The following is a 26492-nucleotide window of genomic DNA, read 5'->3' on the forward strand; positions in this document are numbered from 1 at the left end:
GCGGTGATAGGCAGGGAATTGATTTGAAAGAGAAAAGGTCCCCGGATGCAGCCGCATCATAGTCAGACCGTCAGACCATAGTCAACCTGAAATTCTGGTGAAAAATTGCTCTTCGTGTATCGTGGTGCAATCTGTTAGAGTGGCCAACATATAATCATGCAGAAAAAGGTCCTGAGCTCCCGAGCTAAACCCCTGAAATCAAAGATTCGTCGCGTCGCTAAAACCTCGATCAGCGATGAGATCGTAGATCAGATCATGTCGTTGATCGCGAGCGGCGACCTGAAGCCCGGTCAGCAGCTCCCCTCAGAGCGCGAGCTGTGCAAAGACTTCGGCGCGGGCCGGTCTTCGCTGCGCGAGGCGTTGCGCTGCCTGTGTATCGTGGGTGTGCTCACGGCGCGCGTCGGCGAAGGTACGTCGGTGGCTCTCGATGGCGCGAAGTTCCTGGGGAAGATCGTCGAGTGGCGCATCATCACGGAGAAGCACGACATCGAGAACCTGATGGAGGTGCGTACCGCGCTCGAGAGCATCACGGCGGCCAACGTCGCACGGCTGGGGAACGAAGAGCACCTGGCGAAGCTCGAGAAGCTGCTGGCGAAGATGGAGACCGTGGTCAACGACCAGAAGCGGTTTGCGCAGCTCGACCTGGAGTTCCACGTTAGCCTGGCGGCGGCATCGGAGAACTTTCTCATCTATGATCTTGTCTCGATGATTCGTGGCCAGCTCGAGAGAGCGCTGGCGACGGTGCTGGTGGCTCCCCATGCGCTGCCCAATACGCTGAAGGAGCACACCGCGATCGTCAACGCGATTCGCAAGCGCGATCCGGTGGCGGCGAGCGAGAGTATGCAGGCTCACCTGAAGGCCCACCTGAAGCGTTACCAGAGCGCTCTGAAGAAGGACCACCCGCCGCTGCCGAGTGCGGTATTGCCTGTGGTGAAGCGCGCGAAGAGCACACGACGGGAATCTACATTGACAGTGGTCTGAAGGTCTGACTAAGATGCGGCGGTCGGCGGTTGTGCCTTGTGTGGCTCCGCTATTCATGTTGTATGGAGACTTCTGCTCATGCGCTTTGCCTCGTACACTGTACGGCTATCGTCTGCCCTTCTGTTTGCAAGCAGTTTTCTCCATGCCCAGGCTCCGGCCAGCGGCACACTCGATATTGATCTAGGCACGCCGCTGCACAAGGTCAGCCCGATGCTCTACGGGCTGATGACCGAGGAGATCAACTACTCCTACGACGGCGGCCTGTATGCGGAGATGGTGCGCAACCGCACCTTTCAGGAGAACGACCACCGCTATCCTGCTCGCTGGTTTATCACACAGGGAGGCTTCTCCAGCGCGGCCATGGAGGTCGACCCGACCACCGGGCCCAGCGCGGCTCTGCACCAGAGCCTGAAGGTGACCGTTGCCCACGCGGACTCCGCCAATCAGGCTGGTGTTTTGAACGAGGGCTACTGGGGGATGGCGGTGCGTCCCGAGACGACTTACACGGGCTCCTTCTATGCCAGGCCGGATGCGACGATGGCTGGGCCGGTGACGGTCTCGCTCATCAGCAATAAGAGTGGGGCGGCGGTCGCCTCGGCTACGGTTCCTGCGCTCAGCACGGGCTGGAAGCAGTACAGCTACACCATGAAGACGGGGCAATTGCAGGCTGGCTCCGACTATCATCTGGCTATCACCTTTGCTCATCCCGGCACTGTATGGCTCTGCCTTGTTTCTCTCTTTCCTCCGACGTATAAGAACCGCGATAACGGCAACCGTCCTGACTTGATGGAGAAGATGGCCGCTATGAAGCCGCGCTTTCTGCGCCTGCCGGGCGGCAACTACCTTGAAGGCGATGAGATATGGCAGCGGTACGAGTTCAAGACCACGATCGGGCCGCTGGTCGATCGGCCTACGCATCCCAGCCCCTGGCGCTATCGCTCCTCCGATGGGATGGGCCTGCTGGAGTTTCTGGAGTGGTGCGAGGATCTTGGAATCGAGCCTGTGCTTGCGGTCTATGCCGGTTATTCGATGCACCCGCCGCAGTTCATCAACCCTGGTCCAAACCTCGATCCCTACGTTGAAGATGCGCTCGATGAGATCGAGTATGTGATTGGCCCGACCAATACGAAGTGGGGTGCGGTTCGTGCAAAGAATGGCCATCCCAAGCCGTTTCCTCTTACGTATGTCGAGATTGGCAATGAGGACTGGTTCGATAAGTCGGGGAGCTACGACGGGCGTTTTGCCCAGTTCAACAAGGCTATCAAGGCACGGTATCCGCAGCTCCAGACTGTGGCTACGACGGCGGTCAACGGCGTGAAGCCGGATGTGATCGACGACCACTACTATGAGCGGGCCACCGATATCTTCAAGGAGTCGCTGCACTACGACAAGGCCGACCGCAATGGGCCGAAGATCTTTGTCGGCGAGTGGGCCACGCGCGAGGGCTCGCCTACGCCGAACTTTGGCGCGGCCCTTGGGGATGCGGCCTGGATGACAAGCATGGAACGCAATAGCGACCTCATCATCATGTCAGCCTATGCACCTCTGCTGGTCAACGTGAACCCGGGCGGGATGCAGTGGGAGTCGGACCTGATCGGCTATGACGCTATGAGCAGCTACGGCTCTCCCAGCTACTATGCGCAGGTACTTTTCGGGAACCATCTGGGTAGCGAGGTGCCGACCAACAGTATCAGTGGGGTGGAAAATCCGCGCTTCTTCTACTCGGTCACCAGCGACGCGGGGAAGGTTTATCTCAAGCTGGTCAACGCCTCCACGATTCCTCAGCCGCTTAACATCAAGATCGCCGGAGCAGGGAAGCTTGCGTCCACGGCTTCGCTCTTGACCTTGACCGCGAAGGATACGACCGATACCAACACGCTTACCGATCCGGAGAGAATCGTTCCCGTTGCGGGCACGCTCTCGAACGTTGGCGCGACCTTTACCCATACGGTTCCGGCTTACTCGATCCAGGTGGTGGAGATTCCGAGACAGTAGCTGCGTCGGGGTGATAAGGTTTGTTCGACGCGTCGAATTGCGCGCGGAGCCGAAGCCAGCCGTTGATTGAGAACGCCATCTCGAGCGATGTACGGGTGCCGCGCCGCCGCTGGCGCATTGCGTGGCTGCTTGGGGTCGGGGTGCTGGTCAACTACTTCGACCGCGTCAATCTCTCGGTCTCGCACGCTGCGCTTTATACCGCATTCGGCATCTCGAATGTTACGTTTGGCTATCTCTCGGGGGCCTATAACTGGACCTATGCGATGTGCCAGTTGCCTATTGGAGTGGTGCTCGATCGTCATGGCGTGCAGAAGGTCGGACGCATCAGCTCGTTTCTCTGGAGCATCGCGTCTTTTGGCGCGGCGATTTCGACCAGCATTGGCGCGCTCTTTGGGGCGCGGTTTTTACTTGGGATCGGCGAGGCTCCTACCTTTCCCGCCAGCGCCAAGGCCGTTGGCAGGTGGTTTCCGCCGAATGAGCGCGGTACCGCGACCGCAATTTTTGATGCAGCGGCTAAGTTCTCCTCGGCGCTTGGGGTGCCGGTGCTTGGGGTGATTCTGCTGAAGGTTGGTTGGCGGTGGAGCTTTGCGCTAACGGGTGCCATCAGCCTCGCCTACTTCTTCCTCTTCTGGAAGATGTATCACGACCCCGATGACGATCCGCTCCTTACTGATGTGGAGCGTCTGCATATTGCGGATGGAGTTGAGAGTGCCACGCTCGCGGAGGAGCCCGAGACTACGCGGTCTTCTTCGCTGGGATATCTCATTCGTCAGAAGAAGGTGATTGGGCTGGCCCTTGGTTTTGGGGCTTATAACTACGTCTTCTATCTGCTGCTCACGTGGCTGCCGAGTTACTTGTCCTCGGAACTGCACATCGACTTACTTCATTCCTTTCTCTATACCGGCGTTCCGTGGCTCTTTGCTACTGTGATGGATATTGTGGGTGGTGGCGCCGCCGATATCCTTATCCAGCGCGGGTGGGACGCGAGTAAGGTGCGCAAGGCCATCATGATCTTTGGGATGGTCTGCGGGTTAGGGATCGTCGGCGCGGCGGACGCTCATACTGCCACGCGCGCGCTTATCTGGATCAGCATCTCGATTGGTGGGCTTTCGGCTGCGGCTCCGGTGGGTTGGTCGGTGCCTTCGTTGATCGCTCCCCGGGGAAGTGTGGGGACGGTTGGCGGTATTTTGAACCTGTCCAATCAACTCTCGGGAATCTGTGCGCCGATTATTACCGGGTATGTCGTGTCTATCACGCAGTCTTATTACTGGGCGTTTGCCGTGGCGGCTATCTACCTGCTGATCGGCATTGCCAGTTACATCTTTTTGCTGCAAGAGATTGAGGCTGTCCCGCCTGATCCTAAGCTGGCTACTGCGTAGGATTCAATGTCGCGCGGAGGGAGCCGGTGGAGATGCCGCCGTCGATCAGCAGTGTCTGGCCGGTCATGTAGCGGCTGGACTCGGAGGCCAGAAAGACCACTGCGCCGTCGAGGTCGTTCGGCGCGCCGGGGCGGTTCAGCGGGATGCGCTCGATCAGGTAATCTACCCAGCCCTGCCTCTCGTACATGACGCGGTTCTGCGCGGTCTGGAACCAGCCTGGGGCCAGGCAGTTGACCGTGATACCGTGCTTGCCCCAGTCTGCGGCCAGACTCATCGTCAACTGGCGGATGCCGCCTCGGCTCGCGCCATAGGGGGCGAGGCCTGCGTATCCGGCTACGCTCGTTACCGAGCCGATGTTGATGATGCGGCCGTAGCCGCGTGTGGCCATGCGCTTGGCGATCTGCTGGGCGACGAAGAAGCTGCCGCGCAGGTTGGTCTCAAGGATCAGGTTCCAGTCGTCCCAGGTTACCTCGAAGGCGGGCTTGCGCACGTTGCAACCGGCGTTGTTGACCAGAATGTGGACCTGTCCCACTGTGGCCTCGGCTGCCTCGGCCATCGCTGTGATGCTTGCCTGGTCGCGCACGTCGAGCGCCAGTGGAGTGGCTTTGCGACCAAGGGACTCGATCTCGGCGACGAAAGGCAGCAGGTCTTCTTTGTGGCGGCTTGTAAGGATGAGGTCGGCTCCGGCCTTAGCCAGGGCTCGTCCGAAGTACTGGCCGAGGCCACGGCTTGCGCCTGTCACCAGAGCTACCTGCCCTGTTAGATCGAAGAGTGTGGACATTATTGCTGCACCTCCGCATGGGGGCGCGGATCGAGCACGATCTTCATCAGGTTCGGCTCGCGTGCGTGGAGGCGGTCGAACCATGAGGGGCCGTCGTTCAGAGGAGCCACTGCTGTAATCAGCGGTGCTACTTTGATCTTGCCGTTTGCGATGAGGTCGATTGCCTGGCCGTACTCGCCCGATGACGCGCATGAGCCTTGCATCCTTATCTGTCGCGACACTACCTTTTGTAGAGGCAGAGTTACGGTTGGTGAGACGTTGCCCACCAGAGTTACTGTTCCGCCTTTGCGCACGCAGTCGACTGCCGTGCTGATTGTGGCGTCAACCCCTACTGCTTCGAGCACAATATCTACGCCGCGGCCGTTTGTCAGAGAGAGGATTTTCTCCGTCAACGCTGCTCCAGAGGCTTCGATTGCTTCATCGGTTCCGAGGTCGGTGGCCAGCTTCAGGCGGGTGGGATCTACGTCGGCTATGTATACCTTCGCAGCGCCTGCTGCTCGTGCGGACTGCAACAGCAGCAGGCCGATCATGCCTGCGCCGATGACCAGTACGGACTCTTCGCCGATCATCTCGGACACGGCTACTCCGTGCAGAGCGACCGAGACGGCCTCGAGCATGGCGGCCTCGGGGAAGGAGAAGTTATCCGGCAGGTGACACGAGATGCGGGCGGGAACGGTGAGGTACTCGGCGAATGCGCCGTAGCGGCGGTACTCGCCGCAGGAGACGCCCAGGACCTGGCGGTTGTTGCAGAGGTTGATCTGGCCGCGCAGGCAGTACTCGCAGTGGCCGCAGAAGACTGTCGAGTCGAAGGTGACGCGGTCGCCTACTGCAAAGCCGCTTACTTCAGAACCGAGTGCGGCGACTACTCCGGCGGCCTCGTGGCCCATGACGATCGGCGGAATGCGGCGGCCCGTGGAGCCGTCGTAGCCGTGGACGTCGCTGCCGCATATGCCGCAGGCGGCTACCTCGATGAGAAGCTCATCCGCAGCGGGCGCGGGTTTGGGTAGGTCGGTCAGTTCCAGGTGGTTGTACTCGGAGAGAAGCATCGCCTTCATGGCTGGGACTCTCGACTTTCTTGGAGGGCGATAGATTCGGCGGGATCATCATATTGAACTCGGAGGGGTTAGGTAAAGTTCGGTTGTCAGACCAAGTTGTATCTTTATGCGAAGCGTCGAGAACCGCACGAAGTGCCGCCTGCCCGGTGTGAGGGCGCTTTTGTCGTTTCTAGGTTGAAGGGTGAGTTTGAGAAAAAGCTCCTCAGCGGCTAAAGCCGATTTATCGGCGTGCTGGAAGGGCACGGCTGAAGCCGTGCCCTTAATGTTCTGGGTTAGGTGGAAGAAAGCATACCTCGGGGGCTAAAGCCCGCATCGGTGGCGGGGTTTAATGTCCGGGCTAAAGCCCGGACCTACCTTAGGAACAACGGCAAGGCAACAGCAGATTCCTCCGCTTCGCTCCTGAATGACAACAAAGAAACAGGCAACGGCAACAGCGCCCTTGCGCCGGGCGGGCGGCACTTCGTGCGGTTTTCGGCGCTGCGCGTGAAGACGATTACCGCTTCAAGGCTGGCCGCAATGGAGTTAGAGTGCCGTCGTTCGGTGCGGGTTTTAATCCCAGCAGCTTGGCGATGAAGTCGTACACGTCGATGTTGGGGAAGCTGGGTAGTTGCGTGCCGGGGCGGATATCCGGGCCGTTGGCTATAAAGAGAGCCTTCATCTCCGGCATACGGGTTACGTCGTAGCCGTGGTCGCCCGTCGGTACGGCTCGCGTGGGAGCGTGGGCGGTAAAGACGTACGGGCCATTCGGCACGATCACCGGATCGCCCTCGCGAGGGTTGCTGTTGAAGTGCAGATGCTCGGGCACATCGGCTCGCCGGTAGGCCGTGAAGCGCGGGTCGGGGTGGGCGCGGAAGCTCTCGTAGGCCTGTTGCGCGTCGGCCTCGCTCTGCGCGTAGAGCAGGGAACCCTCGGTCTTGAAGTGGGAGAGGTCGGCGAAGTGGTCGAGTACGATCCAGTCGCCCTCGATCTTCACCATGCCGTGATCGGCCAGCACGATCATGTCCACGGGGAGGTGAGTGGCGTCGAGCTTCTGCTTCAGTTCGCCGATCAGCTCATCGACGTGGCGAACCTGCTCGCCTACCTGCTGCGAATCGGGACCGTAGAGGTGTCCGGCGTGGTCGGTGTTGCTGTAGTAGAGGGTGATGAAGTGCGGGCGCTGAGCGGGCGGCAAGTTCAGCCAGGTGATGACCTCGTCGACCCGCTTGTGCTCGTCCACGCGGTCGTCGAACTCGAGATACTCGTAAGGGCGCTTGCCCGCGATCTCGGCGCTCGAGCCGGGCCAGAAAAAGGAGGCGGCTCTCATTCCTTGTTGCTCGGCCAACGTCCACAGGGGCGTACCGCCGTACCAACTGCCGTCATCGCCGGTCTTCACGTTGCGGTAGGAGTAGGTGGCTCCGCGCGCGGGATCGTAGAAGCTATTGCCCACCAGGCCGTGATGCTCGGGATAAAGCCCCGTCACGATGGAGAAGTGGTTGGGGAAGGTGATCGAGGGATAGGAGGGCAACATGCCGTCGGGGGAGGTCGCGCCGGTCCGGCCCAGCTCGGCGAGGTGCGTCGCTCCCCACTTCTGTATGTAGTCGTAGCGGAAGCCGTCGAGCGAGACCAGAACGACGTAGTGCTTCTTCTGCTGCGCACGAGTGTCGGGAGCGCCGTCTGTGTGGATGACGTTGAGGCCGCCCGCGTCCGGCGCTGTGCTGCTCTGTGCGGGCAGTGCGATGGGCAGTAAAAGACCGGCGAAGATACAGCCTGTAAGTGCGACTTTCTTCAGTGACACAAGCTCCTCCTGAACCTACAGACTCAAGCTAAGGCTCTTACATGAACAGGCTGTGAGGGAGAGGCTCAGACGCAGCCTGCGCACAGGCCGTAGAGGAACAGCTCGTGGCCGGTGCTGCGGAAGCCGCGAGGCAGCTTGGGCTTGATCTCCAGACCGCAGCCCTCTAGCTCGAAGAGGCGTCCGCAGGTGTTGCACTGGAAGTGATGGTGATGCGCCTTGCCTGCGACCTCGTAGCGGGTCGAGTCGCCGGGTACCTCCACCGGCGTCAGCCACTTCTCCTCGGTCAGTTGGTTGATGTTGCGGTAGACGGTCGCAATGCTCAGGCCCTCCACCTTCTCCTGGGCTAAGGAGAGCGTCTCCTCGGGCGAGAGCGGGCGGTCCGCAGCCTGGAACGCTGCGCGGATCGCTTCCTTCTGCTTGGTGTTGCGGGTTTGTATCGTCATGGTTCGCTCCAGATAGGGCTAAAAGGGAAGAAGTCCGGCTGCGGCGACTACCAGCAGCACGCCGCAGCAGAGGCTGGCGATCTGCAGGAAGAGCGCCTTCGGCAGCAGTTCCTGCCGCAGTTCGGGGATCAGGTTCACGCTTGCGATGTAGAGAAAGCTGGCCGCGCTGACAGGCAGCAGCCAGGCGATGCGCTCGGCGTGGCGAAGGCCGAGCAGGGCTACGAACAGGACACCCAGGAGCGACGGTGCTCCGGCGATCACGGCCAGCCGCAGGGCGCGCGGCAGGGGGACCTTCAGGTGGATGAAGAGGGTGAAGTCGCCCATGCGGTGGGGGATCTCGTGCAGGGCGATGGCGAAGGCCGTCAGCCAGCCGATCCGGTTGCCCGCAGCGAAGGCAGCCGTGACCGCGGCTCCGTCCACGAAGCTGTGCAACATGCTGGCCAAAACGATGTTCTCCGGGCGCGCGCCGTGGTGGCCGGAGTGGTGGTGTTGATGGTCTTCGTGGCAGTCGCCCAGCGCCTCGACCTCCGGTTCGGAGGCTGTGCCTGTCACGGCCCGGAAGATCCGCTCGGCACAGAAGAGCGCCAGCATCGTGCCGCCCACCAGCATCCAGACCGCCTGCCGGTTTCCCAGTTGCGTGATGGCCTCGGGAAGCAGGTGCAGGAGCGCCGTCGCCAGCAGAACACCTACTGCTGCGCTGATAAACAATCCGAGGTAACGCCGCAAAAGCCGCTCTCGCGTCCCCAGGGTCCAAGCCGCCAGCACCGCTCCGGCCTGGACGGCGACAACCCCCACTACAGCATCAAATATCACAAAAAACTCCAATTACCTTTTTATCATAATGAGAACACGATAGCTACAAGGCGCTTCGCAGCGTTCTCGGGGCGGTAGGAGTGAGATGATCTTCTGAGGGCCTCCCGTTGGTCGGCAGCGGGCATTCTTATTGTGTAAGAGCTTCGTGACTGATGCGATAAGATCATCTGAGCTAACTGAAGCTCGACTCCCAATAAGCTCTGCCCGATAAGCCGATGAACCTGCTCAGCCAGTGCCATCTCGAACGCTCGAAGATTCTGCGGAATCTTCTCGTTCTGTTGTGCCTGGTCGCGGTTCTGATGGCCGTCAGCGCCGCCGCGCTGCATACCCACAGCAGCGGCGCGCCGACCGATACCCGCTGCACCTTCTGTGGCATCGCTCATCTCTCTCCGCTGCCCGTCGCGCAGGCCGAGACCCCGGCCGTTGCCGCCGCTGTCTTCTTTCTTCCTCCGCAGCCGGAGGCTATTCCACGCGCCGGCCGCCTCCATTTTTCGCTCTACGTACGGCCTCCTCCCAGCTTGACTGCTCATCGCTAGAACCGTTGTAATTCGGCTCGCCGACAGTCAGTCGCCCGTGGTCCCTGCCCCAGGAGGTTCTCCATTCGTACCCATCTTCATCGTCTGTTTCCTGTTTTTCTAGCGGTTGTTTTCTTCGCCGCAGCGGTCCTCCGCGCCCAGTCCGGCGGCAGCTCCGGCACTATCTCGGGTACGGTTCTCGACCCCTCCGGAGCGGCCATTCCCGGAGCCACCGTCGTGCTCCAGAACGACCTCTCCGGTGTGAACAAGACCGTGACCACTGACGCTTCGGGCGAGTACCAGTTCACCAATATTGCCTTCAATCCTTATCGACTCTCGGTTGTGGCCAAGGGCTTTGGGGTGCTCGATCTCCGTGTCTCCGTCCGCTCCTCGGTCCCCATTGTTCTGACCAACAACCTCAAGATCGCCAACTCCGATGCTGTGGTTACTGTTGAGGCTGGCGGCGATCTGGTTGAGAACAGCTCTACCTTCCACTCCGATATCGACCGCGAGCTGTTTACCAAGCTGCCGCTTGAGAGCAAGTCCTCGTCGGTCAGCTCGCTGATTACACTGGCGTCGCCAGGGGTAAGTGCGGATTCCAACGGCCTCTTCCACGGGCTCGGTGACCATGCGGAGAATGCTTTTTACGTCGATGGCCAGCCCATCACCGATCAGCAGAGCAAGGTCTTCTCTAACCAATTGCCCATCTCGTCCATCCAGTCGCTCGAGGTAATCTCGGGCGCGCCGCCCGCCGAGTACGGCGAGAAGACCTCGCTGGTTGCCAATATCGTCACCCGCTCCGGGCAGGGGACCGGCAAGCCTCGCGGTGAAGTCGTCGGCTCCTATGGCACCTTTGGCTCCAGCTCTATCTCTACCGACTTGGCTGAAGGCACTCAGACCCTCGGCAACTTTTCCGCTGTCGACTTTCTCCAGACCGGCCGCTTTCTCGATCCCTCCGAGTTCGCCGTCTTCCACGATAAGGGCAACGTCACCAACCTCTTCGACCGCATCGACTTCGCCCCTACCAAGGCCGACTCGCTGCATCTGAACCTGGAGTACACTCGCTCCTGGTTCCAGACGCCGAACTCGTACGACAACCTGAATGTTCAGGACCAGTTCGGCAACGTTGTCGGCGACACGGACCAGCGTGCCAAGATCGGCACCTTCAATATCGCGCCATCGATGACCCATGTCGTCAATCCGCAGACGATCCTGACCTTCGGGGGCTGGGTACGGCGTGACGACTTCAACTACTACCCCAGCAAGAATCCGCTGGCCGACTTCCAGCCGCTCCAGCAGGAGACCGTCTCGCAGACGCGCTCGCTGATGAACGCAGGTGTGCGTGCCGATATCAACTATGTCGCTGGGATTCACAATATCAAGCTCGGCGGCACCTACCAGTCCACCTTCCTGAACGAGCAGTTTGGGCTGGGAATTGTTGATCCGACGTTGAACTCGCCTTGCCTTAATGCCAGCGGCCAGCCTGTCTCTGGATTTACCAGCCCCGCAGACTGCGCGGCCTCGGGACTCTTCCCGAATACTATCGCCAATCCGCTGGCGGCTACTCCCTATAACCCGGTGCTGGCCTGCTTCGACCTGACTCGCCCCAGCGCCGCGCCCAGCAGCGCCTGCGTCAACGGCACTTCTACCTCCTTTCAGTTCGTGGGCCACGCCGACATCAAGCTGCTCTCGTTTTATGGGGAAGACTCCATCACCAAGGGCAACTTCTCCTTCAACGTGGGGATTCGTGGCGACCTTTACAATGGTCTCAGCAGCGAGCGGCAGGCCGAGCCGCGGGTGGGTCTTTCGTATAACGTCAAGCAGTCCGGCACCGTCGTACGGGCGTCGTATGCCCGTACGTTAGAGACTCCTTTCAACGAAAATCTCGTTCTTAGCTCGAAGGGGTGCGAGTCGCCCGTCATCGCCGCGCTTGTTCCGTGCATCCCGGCCACGCTTACGCCGGGCTTCCGCAATGAGTTTCACGCTGGCTTCGAGCAGTCGGCGGGCAAGCACTTCGTTGTTACCGGCGACTACATCTGGAAGTACACGCACAACGCCTATGACTTCTCCGTCCTCGGCGCGACACCGATTACCTTTCCGATTGCGTGGCATAACTCGAAGATCTCGGGCTTTGCTATTCGGGCCACTGTGCCGCAGACGCACGGATTTTCGGCGTTTGTGGTCATGTCCAGCGTCAGTGCGCGGTTCTTCCCGGCGCAGATTGGTGGTTTGGGCGCGACCAATACCAGCGGCCAGCCCTTCCGGATCGACCATGATGAGAAGTTCAACCAGACGACTCATCTCGAGTATCAGTTCAAGAAAAAAGGTCCATATATAAGTTACAACTGGCGTTATGACTCGGGACAGGTGGCCGGGGCGGTGCCTTTTGCCACCAGCGCGACCACGCCCGTCGACCTGACTGGCTTGAGCGCCGACGAACAGCAGCAGGCGGGGCTCTTTTGTGGCAATGACAAGGCCAGCCTGACCAACGCTCTGACCACCTGCGCGCCCGGCCAGTTTGGATCGACGCTGCTCTCCATTCCCGCGCCGGGAACCGAGAACGACGACCACAACCCGCCGCGTATCCGGCCCCGGAATGTCTTCGATCTAGCCGTGGGAGAGGATGATCTGCTGCACCGCGGTCCGGGGCACGGCACCTTTTCGGCCAGTCTCACGGTCATCAACCTGACCAATAAGTATGCTCTCTACAACTTCCTTTCGACCTTCAGCGGTACGCACTACCTGACTCCACGGGCTCTGACGGCGGAGGTTGGCTACCACTTCTAAGTCGTTGCTGCTATGGGTGTTTACAAACACCTAGCCAACCCAGCCGATTTTCTGCATCCTAAGAGAAGTAAGGTCATCGCCCTTGGGAGTAGCCGTGGCAACCGTCTCACTCGATACCGCGAGAACTGGAGCTTATCGCCGCCGTCTCTGGCTGGCACTGGTTGGGCTCGCCCTGGCGATCTTCTTTGTGCCGTTCTCCGCTCAGGTCGAGAGCAAGCTTGAGACTGCCGTCCATATTGAAAAAGGGGAGGCCGAGATCGTCGATAACGAGCTGGCCAACCGCTTTCAGTCGGCCTTCGTCAACCGTGTCGTCCTGGTGGTGGAGGGCTTGCCCGATCCGGACTCGCCGAAGGGGATTGAGGTGCTTGGCACCCTTGCCCGTGGTCTCAAAGCCAGTCCCGGTGTCTCTGGAGTTCTCTCCCGCCTCGACTGGAAGGACAAGCTCTTTCTCGGCAAGGGGGGAGGCACCTTCATCCTCATCGGGCTCTCTCCGCACGAACGTTCGGTCGAGAATCTCATCCCCGGCCTTCAGGCTAAGGTTGCAGAACTTCAATCTCAGCTACGAGTTGAGTCTCCAAATCTGAAGCTTCAGATTACGGGTGATACCCCGCTCAACTACGATCTGCGGCAGGTCAGCTCCGACGACGTGCATCGCGCTGAGTCACGTGCCCTGCCCATCACCCTTATTCTGCTGCTGCTTGCATTTGGAAGCGTCGTCGCTGCTCTTCTGCCTCTTGGTATCGGCATTCTGGCCATCTCGATGACTATGGGTGCAGCCGCGTTGCTGGCTCATTTTTTCCATCTGTCGATCCTGATGCAGAACCTGGCCACAATGCTGGGGCTGGGGCTTGGCATTGATTACGCGCTCCTTATGGTCGGCCGCTTCCGCGAGGCGCTCAACGAGGGCCACTCTGCCGGAGTCGCCGCCGACCTGGCCGCCTGCCAGGCCGGTCACACGCTGCTCATCTCCGCCTCTACCGTGGTTATCGGCTTCGCGGCGCTGCTGACTGTTCCCATCTCCGAACTGCGCTCGCTGGGAGTCGCAGGCCTGCTGGTTGCGGCCATGAGCGTGCTGCTCTGCACCTGCGTGCTGCCGTGGATACTGGGAATGCTCGGTCATCGCATCAACGCGGGGCTTATTCGTTTTCCGGCTAAATGGGGCGGACGGTGGGGTGGGCCGGGCGGCTTGCTCGACGTTCAGTGCTCCCGCAGTCTGGCCTGGCACCGCTGGGGCTGCATCGTCACGGGCCGTCCGTGGCTTTTCCTGCTGCTCGCCGGAGCACCGCTCCTTGTCCTCTCCTGGCAGGCCCGCCGCATCTCTCCTGGTCTGCCGTCGGGGGACTGGCTCCCCACCTCGGCCAGCTCTGTCCGGGCCATCGACACCCTCAACGATATGGACCGTGGCGGCATCGTTCCTTCACTGCGCGTCGTTCTCGACCTGCCTGCCGATGCGCCGCCACTCTCTGCCGCTGGGTGGGCCGGGCTCAGCCGCCTGACCCGGTCACTCGCGGCCGATCCCCGTACACTTGAGGTCATCTCGCTACCGTCCGTCATCGGCATGGCCCCAACGCCGGGGCTGCTGCGGCTGGCTCCGGCGGCCTCGTGGAAGAGCCTGATCTCTACCGATAGCCACGCCACGCTGCTCGAGGTGATCCCCGCCACGCGCGTCCAGCCCAACGAGAGCGTGCGTTGGGTGAGGGAGTTGCGCGCCGCAGATGCGGCCCAACTGACCGGCATCCCAGGCGCTAAGATCCGCGTCGGCGGGGTTTCCGCGCAGGATGCCGACTACGATGCGGTCGTCAAGGAGTGGCTCCCCAGGGTGATGCGGCTGGTGGTTCTTGGTAGCCTGGTGGCGCTGCTCATCGGGTTGCGCGGCTCTATCTTTGCGGCCCTCAAGGCGGTTTTGCTGAACCTGCTCTCGGTGGGGGCGTCCTTTGGAGTGCTGGTTCTGGTCTTCCAGGATGGTCATGGGGCCGGTCTCTTCGGGGCCGCCAATGCTACCGGAAGCGTCTTTCCTATCGTTCCCATCCTGTCCTTTGCGCTGGTCTTTGGTCTCAGCATGGACTATGAGGTCTTTCTGGTGGCGCGTGTGCTGGAGGAGCGCCGTCGCGGGCTTGCCGAGCGGGAGGCCGTCGTCGAGGCGCTGGCTTGCACGGCTGGGCTTATTACCAGTGCGGCGGCGATTATGATCGCGGTCTTCTCGGCCTTCACGCTGGGCAGCTTTCTGGTCATCAAGACGCTCGGCTTTACCCTGGCTGTGGCCGTTCTGATCGACGCTACCGTCGTCCGGATGATTGTCGGTCCGGCTCTGTTGCAGTTGGCGGGAGACTGGAACTGGTGGCCCTTCGGACTGCGCGGAGCCACCGTCGCGCAGAAGAAGTCCGAGCCTGTTGTTCCGGCTGTGACGCAATAACGTCCTTGTTTTCCACCGTTGAGCCTCGATCCGGGGCCGGAGGGTCTTGCCTGCACCACGGAAGTGTCATTAAAAACCCCCGTAAATACCCGCCTTTTCGCAAAATACACGGTATTCTTACAGCATGTTGACGCAGTCGTTACATGACGATCAGAATGCAGCAGATCGGCAATCGAACTTAACCGGCTGAACGGGCTAAACGATCGACGATGGGGGCAAAACGTGAAGACTCAGCAGACCGAAGTACTCGCAGTTGACCGAGAGAATCTCCAGGGCGGCATCCAGGGCACCTTGGCGAAGGCTATCACCCCCACCCCGGCGGCTCCGGCCGTGCTTGGCCCGCAGAACGAAGAGCTGCTCCACCACCCGTTTCCAATTGAGTTTCTACCCGGCGCGCGCAACGCCGTCGTCACCTGTCTGCGGATTCAGCCCGAAGAGAAAGTTACCCTTATCACCGACCGGAGCTGTATTGCCATTGCCGCCTCGCTCGCCGACCAGCTCGACGAGCTGGGCTGCGAGTGGAACGGCTTTGTGCTGGAGGAGATCGCGCCGCGTCCGCTGACCGGGATGCCTCAGCTTGTGCTGGAGGATATGGAGTCGTCACAGGTGAGCATCTTCGCCGTGGAGGTGCAGAAGAACGAGCTGCTGAGCCGGATGCAGATGACCGACGTGGTCAACCGGCGGCGGATGCGGCACGCTCACATGGTCAACATCACGCCCGAGATTATGACTCAGGGGATGCGAGCCGACTTTCAGGAGGTCGACCGGCTCTCGCAGGCGGTGCTGGACCGGGTGCGGGCCTCTACGTATGTGCGGGCTACAACGCCTGCGGGCACCGATATTTACGCGCAACTGAACCCGGATTATCGCTGGTTCAAGACCTCCGGCATCATCAGCACGGAGAAGTGGGGCAACCTGCCGGGTGGCGAGTGCTTTACTGCTCCCGCCGAGGTCAACGGTATTTTCGTGGTCGATGGGGTCGTCGGGGATTTTCTTTGCAAGCAGTATGGCCTGCTGGAGAAGACTCCGCTTACGCTCTCGATTGAGAACAACCGGCTGGTGCGGGCGAGCTGCGAGAACAAGGATCTGGAGCGGGATTTCTGGGCTTATACGCACACTGACGAGAACTCGGATCGTGTGGGTGAGTTCGCTATCGGGACCAACATCGGAGTCGAGCGGGTTATCGGGAATATTCTTCAGGATGAGAAGTTTCCGGGCATTCATATCGCTTTCGGTGATCCCTATGGGGCGCATACCGGAGCGCCCTGGAAGTCCAGTACGCACATCGACGTCGTGGGGCTGAAGTTCAGCATCTGGCTGGGGAATGCTGCTGGTGAGGAAGAACAGATTATGCAGGATGGGGAGTTTTTGATCTCCGCTTAGCTGCTGGTTCTCGGTTTGTACGCGGCCCGTGTTTCGATCTTTTGAGGCATGGGCCGTGTGCGTTTGAACCACTGTTTGATTCAACCCGGCTACAATGCCGGTATGACAACCAAACCACTCGGCAACTCGGATCTCGCACTCACTCCTATCGGCTTTGGCGCATGGGCCATCGGCGGCGGCAACTGGCAGTTCGCCTGGGGCCACCAGGAAGATTCGGACTCCATCGAAGCCATCCACCGCTCGCTCGATCTCGGGATCAACTGGATCGATACCGCCGCCGTCTACGGACTCGGGCACTCCGAGGAGGTCGTGGCCAAGGCGCTCAAGACGTCTTCGCATAAGCCTTATGTCTTTACCAAGTCCACGATGACGTGGGGTGAGGACCGCAAGATCGTCCAGACGATGAAGAAGATTCAGGAGGAGTGCGAAGCCAGCCTGCTCCGGCTCGGCGTCGAGACGATCGACCTGTACCAGATTCACTGGCCGGTGCCGGATGAGGAGATCGAAGAGGGATGGGCCGCGATGGCCGAACTGCAGAAGCAGGGAAAGGTTCGGTATATCGGCGTCTCGAACTTCAATGTGAGCCAGATGGAGCGGGCGCTGAAGATCGCTCCGATTACCTCGTTGCAGCCGCCTTACTCGATGCTCAACCGCACGGTTGAGCCGGAGATTCTGCCCTTCTGCGAGAAGAACAATATTGGGGTGATTAATTACTCGCCGATGCAGTCGGGTCTGCTGACGGGGGCTATGACGCGCGAGCGCATCGACAATATGCCGGAGGATGACTTCCGCAAGACGCGGCCGCAGTTCAAGGAGCCGCTGCTTACGCGGAATCTGGAGCTGGTGGAGCTGCTGCGTTCGATTGGGAGTTCGCACCAGGTCAATCCCGGTGTGGTGGCTGTGGCTTGGACGCTGCACCACTCGGCGGTTACGGCGGCTATTGTGGGTGGGCGTAGCGGGAAGCAGGTGGAGGAGTTGATGCCTGCGGCTACGTTCCGGCTCTCGGAGTCGGAGTTCCAGCAGATCAATGATTTTCTGGCGGCGCATCCGTAGCCGTTACGCGAAGCGTCGAGAACTGCATGAAGTGCCGCCCTTCCGGCGTAATATCGCGAGGGGCCTATGTCTCAGAAATGAGACATAGGCCCCTCGCGATTTTTACCGATGCGGGCAGGATCGCACTACACTCAATCCATGATCCCTGCACTTCGCGAGCGATTCAACCGCGAGCAGTTCTCCGCCGAGCGGTATGCGCGGCTGCTGGCCCGGCTCGACCAGGTCACCCGGAGCCATGTGGAGTTTCGTGTCGCTGAGACGCCTTGTTTTTTCCCGATCGAGCTGCTCGACGGGATTGCCGAGACTGGCCGTGTTCTTACGCATCAGCTTATCGACAGCCCGGAGTATCTGCACCGCTCTGAGGCAGCTATTCCAGAGCGATATCGAGTCCCGAACGAGAACCCTGCCCATCCTCACTTCATGACGATTGATTTCGGCCTCGTTTGCGGAGAGGACGGCTCGCTTATGCCAAAGCTGGTCGAGTTACAGGCCTTTCCTTCGGTCTTCGGGTATCAGGACGTGCTGGCCCAGGCTTATGTCGATGCTTACGATCTCGACCCTGGCCTCACCTCGCACTTTGGCGGCCGTACCGAGGCCGAGTACTGGCAGATGCTTCGCCGTACCATCGTCGCCGACCACGACCCCGAGAACGTCGTTCTGCTTGAGATTGAGCCGGAGAGCCAGAAGACGCTGCCTGACTTTCATGTCTACGAGGACCGCCTTGGCATTGCCACGGTCGATATCGCGAAGGTTCGGAAGCAGGGGAGAAGGCTCTACTACACGCGGCAGGGACGGGAGGTGCCGATCCATCGGATCTTCAATCGCGCCATCGTCGACGAGCTGGAGCGCAAGCGGGTGACGCCAGCCTTCGACTACCGAGACGAGCTGGACGTCGAGTGGGCGGGGCATCCCAATGGTTACTTCCGCATCAGCAAGTTCTCCATTCCATATCTGAATCATCCTTCGGTTCCTGCCGCGGTCTTCCTCGACGACTGGTTCGCCGGACGGGGAGAGCGGAGGATACCCGAGGATCGCAGCCGGATTCTGCTCAAGCCGCTCTACTCCTTTGCGGGCAAAGGTATTCAGTTCGCGCCCACGGACGCCGACCTGAACGCTATCCCGCCCGCCGACAGAAACCTTTACCTATTGCAGGAGAGAGTCCATTTTGAGCCGGTCATCGCCACCCCGCACGGCGCTACTCAGGCCGAGATCCGCATCATGTATCTGTGGCCGGACGGCGATCCGGAGATGACCGCGGCCATTACCCTGGTGCGGCTGGGACGTGGACTTATGATGGGCGTGGACCATAATAGGAATCAGGAGTGGATTGGAGCCTCTGCCGCCCTATTCCAAAATGTTTCTTCGCCGATAAGCAGATAGGTATTTCAGAATCCAATTTCAGAAGGTAAGTCTTAGGATAGACTTCTCGGCAGTACCGGCAGGAAGGAAGGGAACAATGAGTGTAATTGGTCTAGCGGGCGAACCGCCCGTGACTACATGGAGTCGGCTGGGTAACACGGACCCCGTTCGAACCGCCGTGCGCTTTCCCATCCAGGTGCAGGTGCAGCTTAAGACGCCTGCGGGCGATGTGGATGCCATTACGGAGAATATCTCGGCTAACGGGGTGCTCTTCCGCTGCGACCCGCTACCGCAGATCAACAGCCGCATCGAGTTCACCATCTTTATGCCTGCTACCGTGATGGGTACGCCGGAGGATGTCTCGATCCACTGCGTGGGCCGCGTCGTCCGCCACCAGGTGGAGGGGGAGAACCAGAAGGCGGCAGCTATCATCGACGAGTATCTTCTAAGGGCCTAGCGCATTTCATGACGAACGAGTTCGATACAACGGGGCTACACGACGAAGAGCGTGGCGATCAAGAGACCCACGAAGAACAGGGAGGCGCGCCCGGCATCCGGGTCATCCTGGCCGATTCGCAGGCCATCTACCGGGTCGGAATGCGCAAGGTCTTTGCCCTGGAAGATGACATACGCGTTGTCGCCCAGGCAGAGACGCTGACCAATCTGTATGCCGCACTGGCCCGCTTTCCCACGGATGTTGTCGTCCTGGAGGGCCAGCTCATCGCGGGCACCATCAATGCCATTCCTGAGCTGGTGCGGCGCGCGCCGGATGCCAAGATCATCGTGCAGGTGGTCGAGAGCGATCAGGCCAATACCGTGGAGCTTTACCGGCGCGGCGTTCGCGGGGTGGTGCCGCGCTCCATCGCGCCCGATCTGCTGATCAAGTGCGTGCGCAAGATCGCTGAGGGCGAGACATGGATCGACAATCAATCCATCAGTTGGGTGATTGAGGCCTACAGGGCGCAGGCGGTTACGCTGACCAGCCCGCGTGCTCAGCCCAAGCTCTCGAAGAAGGAGCTGGCCATCATCGGCTGTATCACGCGCGGGATGCGGAATAAAGAGATTGCCTACCAGATCGGTACGACCGAGCAGGTCATCAAGAACTACCTGCGCAAGATCTATGACAAGCTCGGCGTATCCGACCGGCTGGAGCTTGCGCTTTACTGCCTGCACCATCAACTGCTCAAGAAGTATCTACAGGACCCGGAAGATGTGCTGATGAGTGAAGGGGCTGTCACCAAGATGCGCGCCAAGGCGTAGCACCTCGGCACTGCGTGCGGTTCTCGGGGCGGTGTGGGCGAGTGACCTTCTTAGGGACTCCCGCTGGTCGGCAGCGAGGACCTTCTTCTAAAAAGAAGAACGCCCCATCCCCGCCGCTTGCGGCAAGGATGGGGCGTTTGTGGCAGAGCTTACTGCTTGTCCATCTCGATGTCGATCGTGAACTTGACCTCATCGCCAAGCACCGGCGGAGCAAACTTGGGGCCGAAGCCGAAGTCGCTGCGCTTGATGATGCCCGTGGCCGAGAAGCCGCTGATCGTCGTGCCGTTCGGTCCCTTCTGCGCGGGCGCGGGACCGTCGAGGTCCAGCGTCACGTTCTTGGTCACGCCATCCAGGGTCAGGTCGCCCATCACCTGCAGCTTGCCGCCCGAGTTCATTACCATCGTCGACTTGAACGAGATAGTGGGGAACTTGGCCACGTCGAAGAAGTCGGGCGACTTCAGATGCCCGTCGCGCTTATCCACGCCGGTGGAGACTGTGGTGGTGTCCGCGGTGGCTGCGACCTTCGACTTGGTGATGTTCTTCTCATCCAGGGTGACTGCACCCTTCAGGCCGGTCAGCGAGCCGTGAACCGTGCTGACGCCCATGTGGCGGATGGAGAAGCTGGCGCTCGAGTGCGCCGGGTCGATGGTCCAGGTGGAGGTCTGGGCCTGCGCGGCAACGCCGGCAAAAAGGGCCATGCCAAATACGATCAGTGTGGATTTCAGTTTCATAAAACTCCTCTCAATTCGGTGACATGATACTGCCGGTCGCGTAACGAATCCTATGTTATCCCAGCAGACGTTACTTAGATGTTGCAACTTGTAAATTGTTTCCAGCTTTTTTGCGGAGGCTGCTTTTATCTTTGAGGAGTTAGCCTCTATCCCTATAAGATCAACCCCATGTCAATCAGTTCGGATTTCAAGGCGCTCACCCGCACTCAGCGCGCCACTTTTACTGCCTGCTTCCTCGGCTGGACCCTTGATGCTTTTGACTTCTTCCTTCTGACACTCTGCCTGAAGGCCGTCGCGGCGGACTTCCACGTAGCGATCCCGAAGGTGGCCGAGGCGCTCTTCTGGACGCTTGCCATGCGGCCTGTGGGCGCGTTCCTCTTTGGCGCGATGGCTGAGCGGTTTGGACGTCGTCCGACGCTTATGGTCAACATTATCTCTTTTTCGGTCTTCGAGCTGGCCAGCGCCTTTGCGCCGTCGCTGGGGCTCTTCCTGGTCAGCCGGGCACTCTTCGGCATCGCCATGGGCGGTGAGTGGGGCGTGGGCGCGGCGCTGGCGTTTGAGACGCTGCCGGCCAAGGGGCGCGGCGTCTTCTCCGGGCTGTTGCAGGAGGGGTATGTCTGCGGCAATCTGCTTGCTGCGGCTCTCTATGCCGTGCTCTTTCCGCATCTGCACGGCACGGGGATCTTTACGCCGTGGCGCGTGCTCTTTATGATCGGCGCGCTGCCCGCGGTGCTGGCCTTCTACCTGCGCTTTCAGGTGGAGGAGTCGCCCACCTGGCTGGCTGCGCGAGCCGCCAAGGCCGCAGCTCCCAAGACCGGAACCAACTGGTCGCTGCTCGCCAGCTATCTGCCGTCGTTTCTCTTTCTAGTGCTGCTGATGACGGCCTTCGCCTCCTTCAGCCACGGCACGCAGGATCTCTACCCCACGTTCCTTGAACGGGAGAGCGCGCTTCCGCCGGTGTATGTAGGGATGATCGTCGTCATCGCCAACCTTGGCGCGCTCTTCGGCGGCATCTGCTGTGGAGCGCTGTCGGAGCGCTTCGGGCGCAAGCGCACCATCATCGTCGCCGCGCTGCTGGCACTGCCGATGATCCCGCTCTGGACGTACTCGCACACGGTGCTCTGGCTTGCTGTCGGCGGCTTCCTGATGCAGTTCATGGTGCAGGGAGCGTGGGGGATTATTCCGGCTCATCTTAACGAGCTATCTCCTGGACCTGTTCGTGCGATCTTTCCGGGCTTTGCTTATCAGCTTGGTAACCTTCTGGCCTCGCGCAATGGCGTCTTCCAGACGGTGCTGGCGCAGCGGTTTGCCGGTGGGCTTCGTACCGTGATGGCCGCGACCGTGCTGGTGGTGGCGATTGTGGTGGCTGCGATCACCTCGTTCGGCAAAGAGGCCAAGGGAGCGCAACTCAACTCCAGCGATGAGCCAGCCTGAGCACAGGCAGACATTCGAGGGTTTTTTCCTGTAAGCTGGCGGCCTATGAAATTGCTGCTGCTCGCATGTGCTCTATCTTTGCCGGTGCTGGCTTCGGCGCAGCAGCCAGTCGTCTGGTCGATCGATAGTCTTAACCGTATTGGTGGAGCTACGGTTACTGTTGTTGGCTCGCCTCGGGTTGTCGATACGGAATTGGGCAAGGCCGTTCACTTTGAGGGCAAGGGCGATGTCGGCGACGCACTCTTCGTCGATGCGATTCCCCTTGTGGGCACGCTGCCTTATACGTGGGAGATGATCTTTAGGCCCTCGTCCAAGGGCGGAGCTGCGCAGCGCATCTTTCATTTGCAGGAGGCTGGCTCGGAGAACCGGCGGCTCTTCGAGCTGCGAATCGTGGAGGGGAAGTGGTGTCTCGACAGCTTCGCCGGGACCAGCCCGCCCAGCGGCGATCCTCCGCAGACGGCGATCCTGCTCAAGTGCGACGCCGAGCATCTCTTTCCGCTAGACCAGTGGTATGCGGTCGCGGCCGTGTATGACGGGAAGGTTCTGCGTCATTACGTCAACGGTATTCTTCAGGGAGAGACGCAGGCCAATCTGCAACCGCTGGGCAAGGGTGGAGCCTCGCTGGGTACTCGTTACAACAAGAAGGACTTCTTTACGGGGGATATTTTTTCCTCCCGCTTCACCGCGCGGCCGCTGGCTCAGGGGGAGTTGATGCGGGTGCCGTCCGGCTCCGGCAGGTAGATTCATCTTCGTCTGGGGGCGGCTCAGGTAGAATCCGCGCAAGCTGTTCCTACTCCCCTAAGAGTCGCTCGCCGACAGGAAGATCCATGCCGATTCCTAATTACAGTGTCCTCCAGGGCCTCCCGACAGCAGGGAAGGTCGTTACCGGCTCCAGCACTCACTACCAGATCAGCATCGAGGCCACGGGCGGTCCCTTCACCGTCGCCGTGAATATCGAGTCCACCGATGGCTCCGAGGTTCTGTACGCGATCCTCGATGACTTTGTGCCACCCGATCCGGCGGCGCTGCTTGCGCTCGAATCAGGGATGCACGCATTGGCCAGCCAGCCCGGTGGTCTTGCGCTCGACTTCGTGCGCGAGCAGATCGGTGGCAAGCCCATGATTACCCAGAGTCAGATGGCGCTGCTGCCGATCAGCAAGGAGAAGAAGGGGAGTCATGCGACGCCGCTGGAGAATGCGGTGGATACGCTGCTCAATCAGGCCGTCGCCGAGAAGGGAACGATCTTCGCTTTCGGTAGCTCATACGCCGACAACGGCGAGGTCGATGGCATCCACGACATCCACATGAACCAAGGCAATCCGCTGAAGAGCTTCGGCAAGGATAACGGCGTCTGGCAGGATGGCGCGGTCTTCATCTATATGCCAAGCACGCAGAGCTGGACGGCTATCTTCATTGCGTTCCAAACCGAGTCGTGGGATACGGATGATGACGGCAATCCGGTTAACTAGCATTGCTTCCGCAGACGACAAAAGCCCCGGATTGCTCCGGGGCTTTGTCGTTGGTGCGTTGGGACGGAGGGCTTAGTACATGCCGTCCATGCCGCCGCCGTGGTTGTGTCCGCCAGCCGGAGCTTCCTTCTTCTCCGGAATCTCGGAGATCATGGCCTCGGTGGTCAGCATCAGGCCCGAGATGGAGGCCGCGTTCTGCAGAGCAGTGCGGGTCACCTTGGTCGGGTCGATGACACCGGCAGCAACCAGGTCCTCGTAGGCGCCGGTTCCGGCGTTGTAGCCGTAGTTGGCCTCCTTCGAGTCGTGGATCTTGCCGATGACGACCGCGCCCTCTTCGCCGGCGTTCGAGACGATCATGCGGAGCGGCTCCTCGATCGCGCGACGGATGATGGTCGCACCGATCTTCTCGTCGCCCTCAAGCGTCTTGATGAGCGCATCGACCGCAGCCGAGCAGCGAATGAGAGCCACACCGCCGCCGGGGACGATGCCTTCCTCAACCGCAGCGCGCGTCGCGTGCATCGCATCCTCGACACGAGCCTTCTTCTCCTTCATCTCGGTCTCGGTAGCCGCGCCGACCTTGATGACGGCAACGCCGCCAACCAGCTTGGCGAGACGCTCCTGGAGCTTCTCACGGTCGTAGTCGGAGGTGGTCTTCTCGACCTGGGCGCGAATCTCCTTCACGCGGCCCGCGATCTTCTCGTCCAGCCCGCCGCCGTCGACGATGGTGGTGTTGTCCTTGTCGATGGTGACGCGCTTGGCGGTGCCGAGATCCTCGATCTTGACGCCCTCGAGCTTGATGCCGAGATCCTCGGTGATGGCCTTGCCGCCGGTCAGGGTGGCGATATCCTCGAGCATCGCCTTGCGACGATCACCGAAGCCGGGAGCCTTGACGGCAGCGACGTTCAGCGTGCCGCGCAGCTTGTTGACGACCAGGGTCGCCAGAGCCTCACCGTCCACGTCCTCGGCAATGATGACGAGGGGCTTGGCGGTGCGGGCGATCTGCTCGAGCAGGGGGAGCAGGTCCTTCATCGACGAGATCTTCTTCTCGTAGATGAGGATGTAGGGGTTCTCGAGCGAAGCTTCCATGCGCTCGGCGTCGGTGACGAAGTAGGGCGACAGGTAGCCGCGGTCGAACTGCATACCCTCGACCACTTCAAGCTGCGTCTCCATCGTGCGCGACTCTTCGACGGTGATGACGCCATCCTTGCCGACCTTGTTCATGGCGGCGGCGATGATGGAGCCGATCTGCGAGTCTGAGTTGGCCGAGATGGTGCCGACCTGGGCGATCATGTCGCCCGAGACGGGCTTCGAGAAGGTGCTGAGGGCTCCGCCCACAACGACGCCGTGCTCATCGCGCTTGCCGATGATGGCCTCGACGGCCTTGTCGATGCCGCGCTTGAGCGCCATCGGGTTGGCACCGGCGGCGACAGTCTTGACGCCCTCGCGGTAGATGGCCTGTGCGAGAACCGTGGCGGTCGTGGTGCCGTCGCCGGCTACGTCCGAGGTCTTCGAGGCGACTTCGCGCACCATCTGCGCGCCCATGTTCTCGAGCGCATCCTGCAGCTCGATCTCCTTGGCGACGGTGACGCCGTCCTTGGTGATGGTCGGCGAGCCGAACTTCTTCTCGATGACGACGTTGCGGCCCTTGGGACCGAGCGTCACCTTGACGGCGTTCGCCAGGATGTTTACGCCGCGCAGGATTGCCTGGCGCGAATCTTCTCCGTGCAGAATCTGTTTTGCCATAATGCTTACTCCGTATGCTGGCAGGGCCAGCGGAATGTGTAGCGGTACTTTAAGGTTTCACCCGCGAGAGCGGGTCAAAAACAGTGCGAAGCACTACTTGGAGACGATGCCGAGGACTTCTTCCTCGCGCATGATGAGCAGCTCTTCGCCGTCCAGCTTGATCTCGGTGCCGGAGTACTTGCCGAACAGGATCGTGTCGCCAGCCTTGACGTCGAGCGGGAAGACCTTGCCCTCGTCGTTCGACTTACCCTTGCCGACAGCGACCACCTCACCCTGCTGCGGCTTCTCTTTAGCCGAATCCGGAATGATGATGCCGCCGCGAACCGTCTCGCCCTCTTCAACCCGACGGACCAGAATGCGATCGTGCAACGGTGTAAACGATGTTGTTGCCATGCTTTACGTCTCCTGAATTCGATTGGTGTAACTCGAGTGCGGACGTGCACAACCGCACTCGTAGCACCCGCGTTAGCAGTCAGTGCCTTCGATTGCTAACGATATGCCCGGCCTATAGGCTTGTCAAGCCACGCTCTGTGAAATATGAGTGAAAGCGACGCAGGTTTGAATGGTGTGAAAAGCAGTAGAATGCACAACATGCACTATCGTCGAATCCTTAGCCTCGCTCTCGCCTTCTCCCTGGCCCCGACCCTGATGTTGCCCGTCCACGCGCAGGACGATAACCACTACCGCGGCCGTAAGTACAAGGCTCCGCCCGAGACCTCGCACCTTGAGGTATTGGTGTTGAAGGGCTTCAATCAGAAGCCGATTGTGAACGCCGCCGTCGTCTTTCGTCCGATTCTGGACGGCAAGGAGATCGGCACGCTTGAGGTCAAGACCGATCCCGATGGCAAGGCGACCATCGACGTGATTCCTAAGGGCAGCACGGTGACGCTGCAGGTGATCGCGGACGGCTTCGCCACGCACGCCGAGGATTTTGTGCTCTCCGATTCGCGCAGCATTGTGGTCAAGATGCTGCGTCCGCAGGCCCAGATCTCGGCTTACGAGGACAACCGCGGCAAGGTAGCCGACCGGCCCGCTGGTGTGCAGGAGAAGGTTACGCCCGCCAAACCGGCGGTCTCTACTCCTCCGCAGCTCTAACTTCCAACTCGGCGCGTCATGGCGGTAGC

Annotated in this window: 23 protein-coding genes; 15 read left to right on the forward strand and 8 right to left on the reverse strand. The window is 60.6% G+C overall.

Annotated features, from left to right (window positions below):
• The first annotated feature begins 156 nt into the window (after nucleotides 1–156).
• The 3 genes from FTO74_RS07875 (at nucleotide 157) to FTO74_RS07885 (ending at nucleotide 4355) form a co-directional block, all read left to right on the forward strand.
• The gene (locus tag FTO74_RS07875; RefSeq protein WP_162537650.1) at nucleotides 157–981 is read left to right on the forward strand and encodes a FadR/GntR family transcriptional regulator; all 825 of its coding nucleotides are present in this window, start codon (nucleotides 157–159) and stop codon (nucleotides 979–981) included.
• A gap of 78 nt (nucleotides 982–1059) precedes the next feature.
• Nucleotides 1060–2976 carry an alpha-L-arabinofuranosidase C-terminal domain-containing protein gene (locus FTO74_RS07880; RefSeq protein WP_162537651.1) on the forward strand — a complete coding sequence of 639 codons (1917 nt, stop codon included), beginning with the start codon at nucleotides 1060–1062 and terminating at the stop codon, nucleotides 2974–2976.
• Between the two features lie 62 nt (nucleotides 2977–3038).
• On the forward strand, nucleotides 3039–4355 hold the full coding sequence (locus FTO74_RS07885; RefSeq protein ID WP_255462568.1) for an MFS transporter: 1317 nt from the start codon (nucleotides 3039–3041) through the stop codon (nucleotides 4353–4355).
• On the opposite strand, the gene FTO74_RS07890 is transcribed toward FTO74_RS07885, so the two are convergent.
• The 5 genes from FTO74_RS07890 to FTO74_RS07910 form a co-directional block, all read right to left on the reverse strand.
• Nucleotides 4345–5136: an SDR family oxidoreductase gene (locus FTO74_RS07890; RefSeq protein WP_174242217.1), complete on the reverse strand. Its 792-nt coding sequence runs from the start codon at nucleotides 5134–5136 to the stop codon at nucleotides 4345–4347. The genes FTO74_RS07885 and FTO74_RS07890 overlap by 11 nt on opposite strands.
• Nucleotides 5136–6191, reverse strand: coding sequence for a galactitol-1-phosphate 5-dehydrogenase (locus FTO74_RS07895; RefSeq protein ID WP_162537652.1), 1056 nt, complete (start codon nucleotides 6189–6191; stop codon nucleotides 5136–5138). Before FTO74_RS07895 ends, FTO74_RS07890 begins: the two co-directional genes overlap by 1 nt.
• A gap of 493 nt (nucleotides 6192–6684) precedes the next feature.
• The gene (locus FTO74_RS07900) at nucleotides 6685–7965 is read right to left on the reverse strand and encodes an ectonucleotide pyrophosphatase/phosphodiesterase (RefSeq protein ID WP_255462569.1); all 1281 of its coding nucleotides are present in this window, start codon (nucleotides 7963–7965) and stop codon (nucleotides 6685–6687) included.
• A 65-nt stretch (nucleotides 7966–8030) separates the two neighbouring features.
• On the reverse strand, nucleotides 8031–8408 hold the full coding sequence (locus FTO74_RS07905) for a transcriptional repressor (protein ID WP_162537653.1): 378 nt from the start codon (nucleotides 8406–8408) through the stop codon (nucleotides 8031–8033).
• 18 nt (nucleotides 8409–8426) lie between these two features.
• Complete coding sequence (locus tag FTO74_RS07910) at nucleotides 8427–9233, reverse strand: ZIP family metal transporter (protein ID WP_162537654.1); 807 nt, start codon at nucleotides 9231–9233, stop codon at nucleotides 8427–8429.
• Nucleotides 9234–9436: 203 nt separating this feature from the next.
• Here FTO74_RS07910 and FTO74_RS07915 point away from each other — a divergent pair, with 203 nt between their 5' ends.
• From FTO74_RS07915 to FTO74_RS07950, 8 genes are all read left to right on the forward strand, one after another.
• Nucleotides 9437–9757, forward strand: coding sequence for a hypothetical protein (locus tag FTO74_RS07915; protein WP_162537655.1), 321 nt, complete (start codon nucleotides 9437–9439; stop codon nucleotides 9755–9757).
• Nucleotides 9758–9841: 84 nt separating this feature from the next.
• Nucleotides 9842–12523, forward strand: coding sequence for a TonB-dependent receptor (locus FTO74_RS07920; protein ID WP_255462627.1), 2682 nt, complete (start codon nucleotides 9842–9844; stop codon nucleotides 12521–12523).
• A 94-nt stretch (nucleotides 12524–12617) separates the two neighbouring features.
• Nucleotides 12618–14936 carry an MMPL family transporter gene (locus FTO74_RS07925; RefSeq protein WP_162537656.1) on the forward strand — a complete coding sequence of 773 codons (2319 nt, stop codon included), beginning with the start codon at nucleotides 12618–12620 and terminating at the stop codon, nucleotides 14934–14936.
• A 330-nt stretch (nucleotides 14937–15266) separates the two neighbouring features.
• Nucleotides 15267–16319, forward strand: coding sequence for an aminopeptidase (locus FTO74_RS07930; RefSeq protein ID WP_162539769.1), 1053 nt, complete (start codon nucleotides 15267–15269; stop codon nucleotides 16317–16319).
• A gap of 102 nt (nucleotides 16320–16421) precedes the next feature.
• A complete protein-coding gene (locus tag FTO74_RS07935; protein ID WP_162537657.1) occupies nucleotides 16422–17372 on the forward strand; it encodes an aldo/keto reductase in 951 nt (316 codons plus the stop codon).
• Nucleotides 17373–17510: 138 nt separating this feature from the next.
• Entirely contained in the window at nucleotides 17511–18752 is a 1242-nt protein-coding gene (locus FTO74_RS07940; protein WP_162537658.1) for a hypothetical protein, read from the forward strand.
• Between the two features lie 76 nt (nucleotides 18753–18828).
• On the forward strand, nucleotides 18829–19188 hold the full coding sequence (locus tag FTO74_RS07945; RefSeq protein ID WP_162537659.1) for a PilZ domain-containing protein: 360 nt from the start codon (nucleotides 18829–18831) through the stop codon (nucleotides 19186–19188).
• 8 nt (nucleotides 19189–19196) lie between these two features.
• The gene (locus FTO74_RS07950; protein ID WP_255462570.1) at nucleotides 19197–19991 is read left to right on the forward strand and encodes a response regulator transcription factor; all 795 of its coding nucleotides are present in this window, start codon (nucleotides 19197–19199) and stop codon (nucleotides 19989–19991) included.
• Between the two features lie 149 nt (nucleotides 19992–20140).
• Here the strand turns inward: FTO74_RS07950 and FTO74_RS07955 are convergent, their stop codons facing one another.
• Nucleotides 20141–20722: a YceI family protein gene (locus FTO74_RS07955; protein WP_174242218.1), complete on the reverse strand. Its 582-nt coding sequence runs from the start codon at nucleotides 20720–20722 to the stop codon at nucleotides 20141–20143.
• Nucleotides 20723–20890: 168 nt separating this feature from the next.
• On the opposite strand from FTO74_RS07955, the gene FTO74_RS07960 reads away from it, so the two are divergent.
• From FTO74_RS07960 to FTO74_RS07970, 3 genes are all read left to right on the forward strand, one after another.
• Entirely contained in the window at nucleotides 20891–22156 is a 1266-nt protein-coding gene (locus FTO74_RS07960) for an MFS transporter (protein WP_162537660.1), read from the forward strand.
• A gap of 45 nt (nucleotides 22157–22201) precedes the next feature.
• Nucleotides 22202–22897, forward strand: coding sequence for a LamG domain-containing protein (locus FTO74_RS07965; protein WP_162537661.1), 696 nt, complete (start codon nucleotides 22202–22204; stop codon nucleotides 22895–22897).
• An 86-nt stretch (nucleotides 22898–22983) separates the two neighbouring features.
• On the forward strand, nucleotides 22984–23625 hold the full coding sequence (locus FTO74_RS07970) for a YukJ family protein (RefSeq protein ID WP_162537662.1): 642 nt from the start codon (nucleotides 22984–22986) through the stop codon (nucleotides 23623–23625).
• A 72-nt stretch (nucleotides 23626–23697) separates the two neighbouring features.
• On the opposite strand, the gene groL is transcribed toward FTO74_RS07970, so the two are convergent.
• Entirely contained in the window at nucleotides 23698–25371 is a 1674-nt protein-coding gene (gene groL, locus FTO74_RS07975; protein ID WP_220399124.1) for a chaperonin GroEL, read from the reverse strand.
• Between the two features lie 90 nt (nucleotides 25372–25461).
• Nucleotides 25462–25761 (reverse strand): co-chaperone GroES, encoded by a 300-nt coding sequence (locus tag FTO74_RS07980; RefSeq protein ID WP_162537664.1) that lies wholly within the window; start codon nucleotides 25759–25761, stop codon nucleotides 25462–25464.
• Nucleotides 25762–25959: 198 nt separating this feature from the next.
• Between FTO74_RS07980 and FTO74_RS07985 the strand changes: the two genes are divergently transcribed.
• Nucleotides 25960–26463, forward strand: a complete 504-nt coding sequence (locus FTO74_RS07985; protein WP_162537665.1) for a carboxypeptidase-like regulatory domain-containing protein — start codon at nucleotides 25960–25962, stop codon at nucleotides 26461–26463.
• Nucleotides 26464–26492: the final 29 nt, after the last annotated feature.

The sequence above is a fragment of the Granulicella sp. WH15 genome (assembly GCF_009914315.1).
Lineage (GTDB): Bacteria > Acidobacteriota > Terriglobia > Terriglobales > Acidobacteriaceae > Edaphobacter.

What these genes read in the sequence shown, in the direction of transcription:
- FTO74_RS07955 (WP_174242218.1), bottom strand. Translation starts at nt 20,722, where the DNA reads ATGAAACTGAAATCCACACTGATCGTATTTGGCATGGCCCTTTTTGCC.
- FTO74_RS07960 (WP_162537660.1), top strand. Translation starts at nt 20,891, where the DNA reads ATGTCAATCAGTTCGGATTTCAAGGCGCTCACCCGCACTCAGCGCGCC.
- FTO74_RS07935 (WP_162537657.1), top strand. Translation starts at nt 16,422, where the DNA reads ATGACAACCAAACCACTCGGCAACTCGGATCTCGCACTCACTCCTATC.
- FTO74_RS07970 (WP_162537662.1), top strand. Translation starts at nt 22,984, where the DNA reads ATGCCGATTCCTAATTACAGTGTCCTCCAGGGCCTCCCGACAGCAGGG.
- FTO74_RS07965 (WP_162537661.1), top strand. Translation starts at nt 22,202, where the DNA reads ATGAAATTGCTGCTGCTCGCATGTGCTCTATCTTTGCCGGTGCTGGCT.
- FTO74_RS07985 (WP_162537665.1), top strand. Translation starts at nt 25,960, where the DNA reads ATGCACTATCGTCGAATCCTTAGCCTCGCTCTCGCCTTCTCCCTGGCC.
- FTO74_RS07940 (WP_162537658.1), top strand. Translation starts at nt 17,511, where the DNA reads ATGATCCCTGCACTTCGCGAGCGATTCAACCGCGAGCAGTTCTCCGCC.
- FTO74_RS07915 (WP_162537655.1), top strand. Translation starts at nt 9,437, where the DNA reads ATGAACCTGCTCAGCCAGTGCCATCTCGAACGCTCGAAGATTCTGCGG.
- FTO74_RS07890 (WP_174242217.1), bottom strand. Translation starts at nt 5,136, where the DNA reads ATGTCCACACTCTTCGATCTAACAGGGCAGGTAGCTCTGGTGACAGGC.
- FTO74_RS07905 (WP_162537653.1), bottom strand. Translation starts at nt 8,408, where the DNA reads ATGACGATACAAACCCGCAACACCAAGCAGAAGGAAGCGATCCGCGCA.
- FTO74_RS07875 (WP_162537650.1), top strand. Translation starts at nt 157, where the DNA reads ATGCAGAAAAAGGTCCTGAGCTCCCGAGCTAAACCCCTGAAATCAAAG.
- FTO74_RS07880 (WP_162537651.1), top strand. Translation starts at nt 1,060, where the DNA reads ATGCGCTTTGCCTCGTACACTGTACGGCTATCGTCTGCCCTTCTGTTT.
- FTO74_RS07945 (WP_162537659.1), top strand. Translation starts at nt 18,829, where the DNA reads ATGAGTGTAATTGGTCTAGCGGGCGAACCGCCCGTGACTACATGGAGT.
- FTO74_RS07980 (WP_162537664.1), bottom strand. Translation starts at nt 25,761, where the DNA reads ATGGCAACAACATCGTTTACACCGTTGCACGATCGCATTCTGGTCCGT.
- FTO74_RS07895 (WP_162537652.1), bottom strand. Translation starts at nt 6,191, where the DNA reads ATGAAGGCGATGCTTCTCTCCGAGTACAACCACCTGGAACTGACCGAC.
- FTO74_RS07950 (WP_255462570.1), top strand. Translation starts at nt 19,197, where the DNA reads ATGACGAACGAGTTCGATACAACGGGGCTACACGACGAAGAGCGTGGC.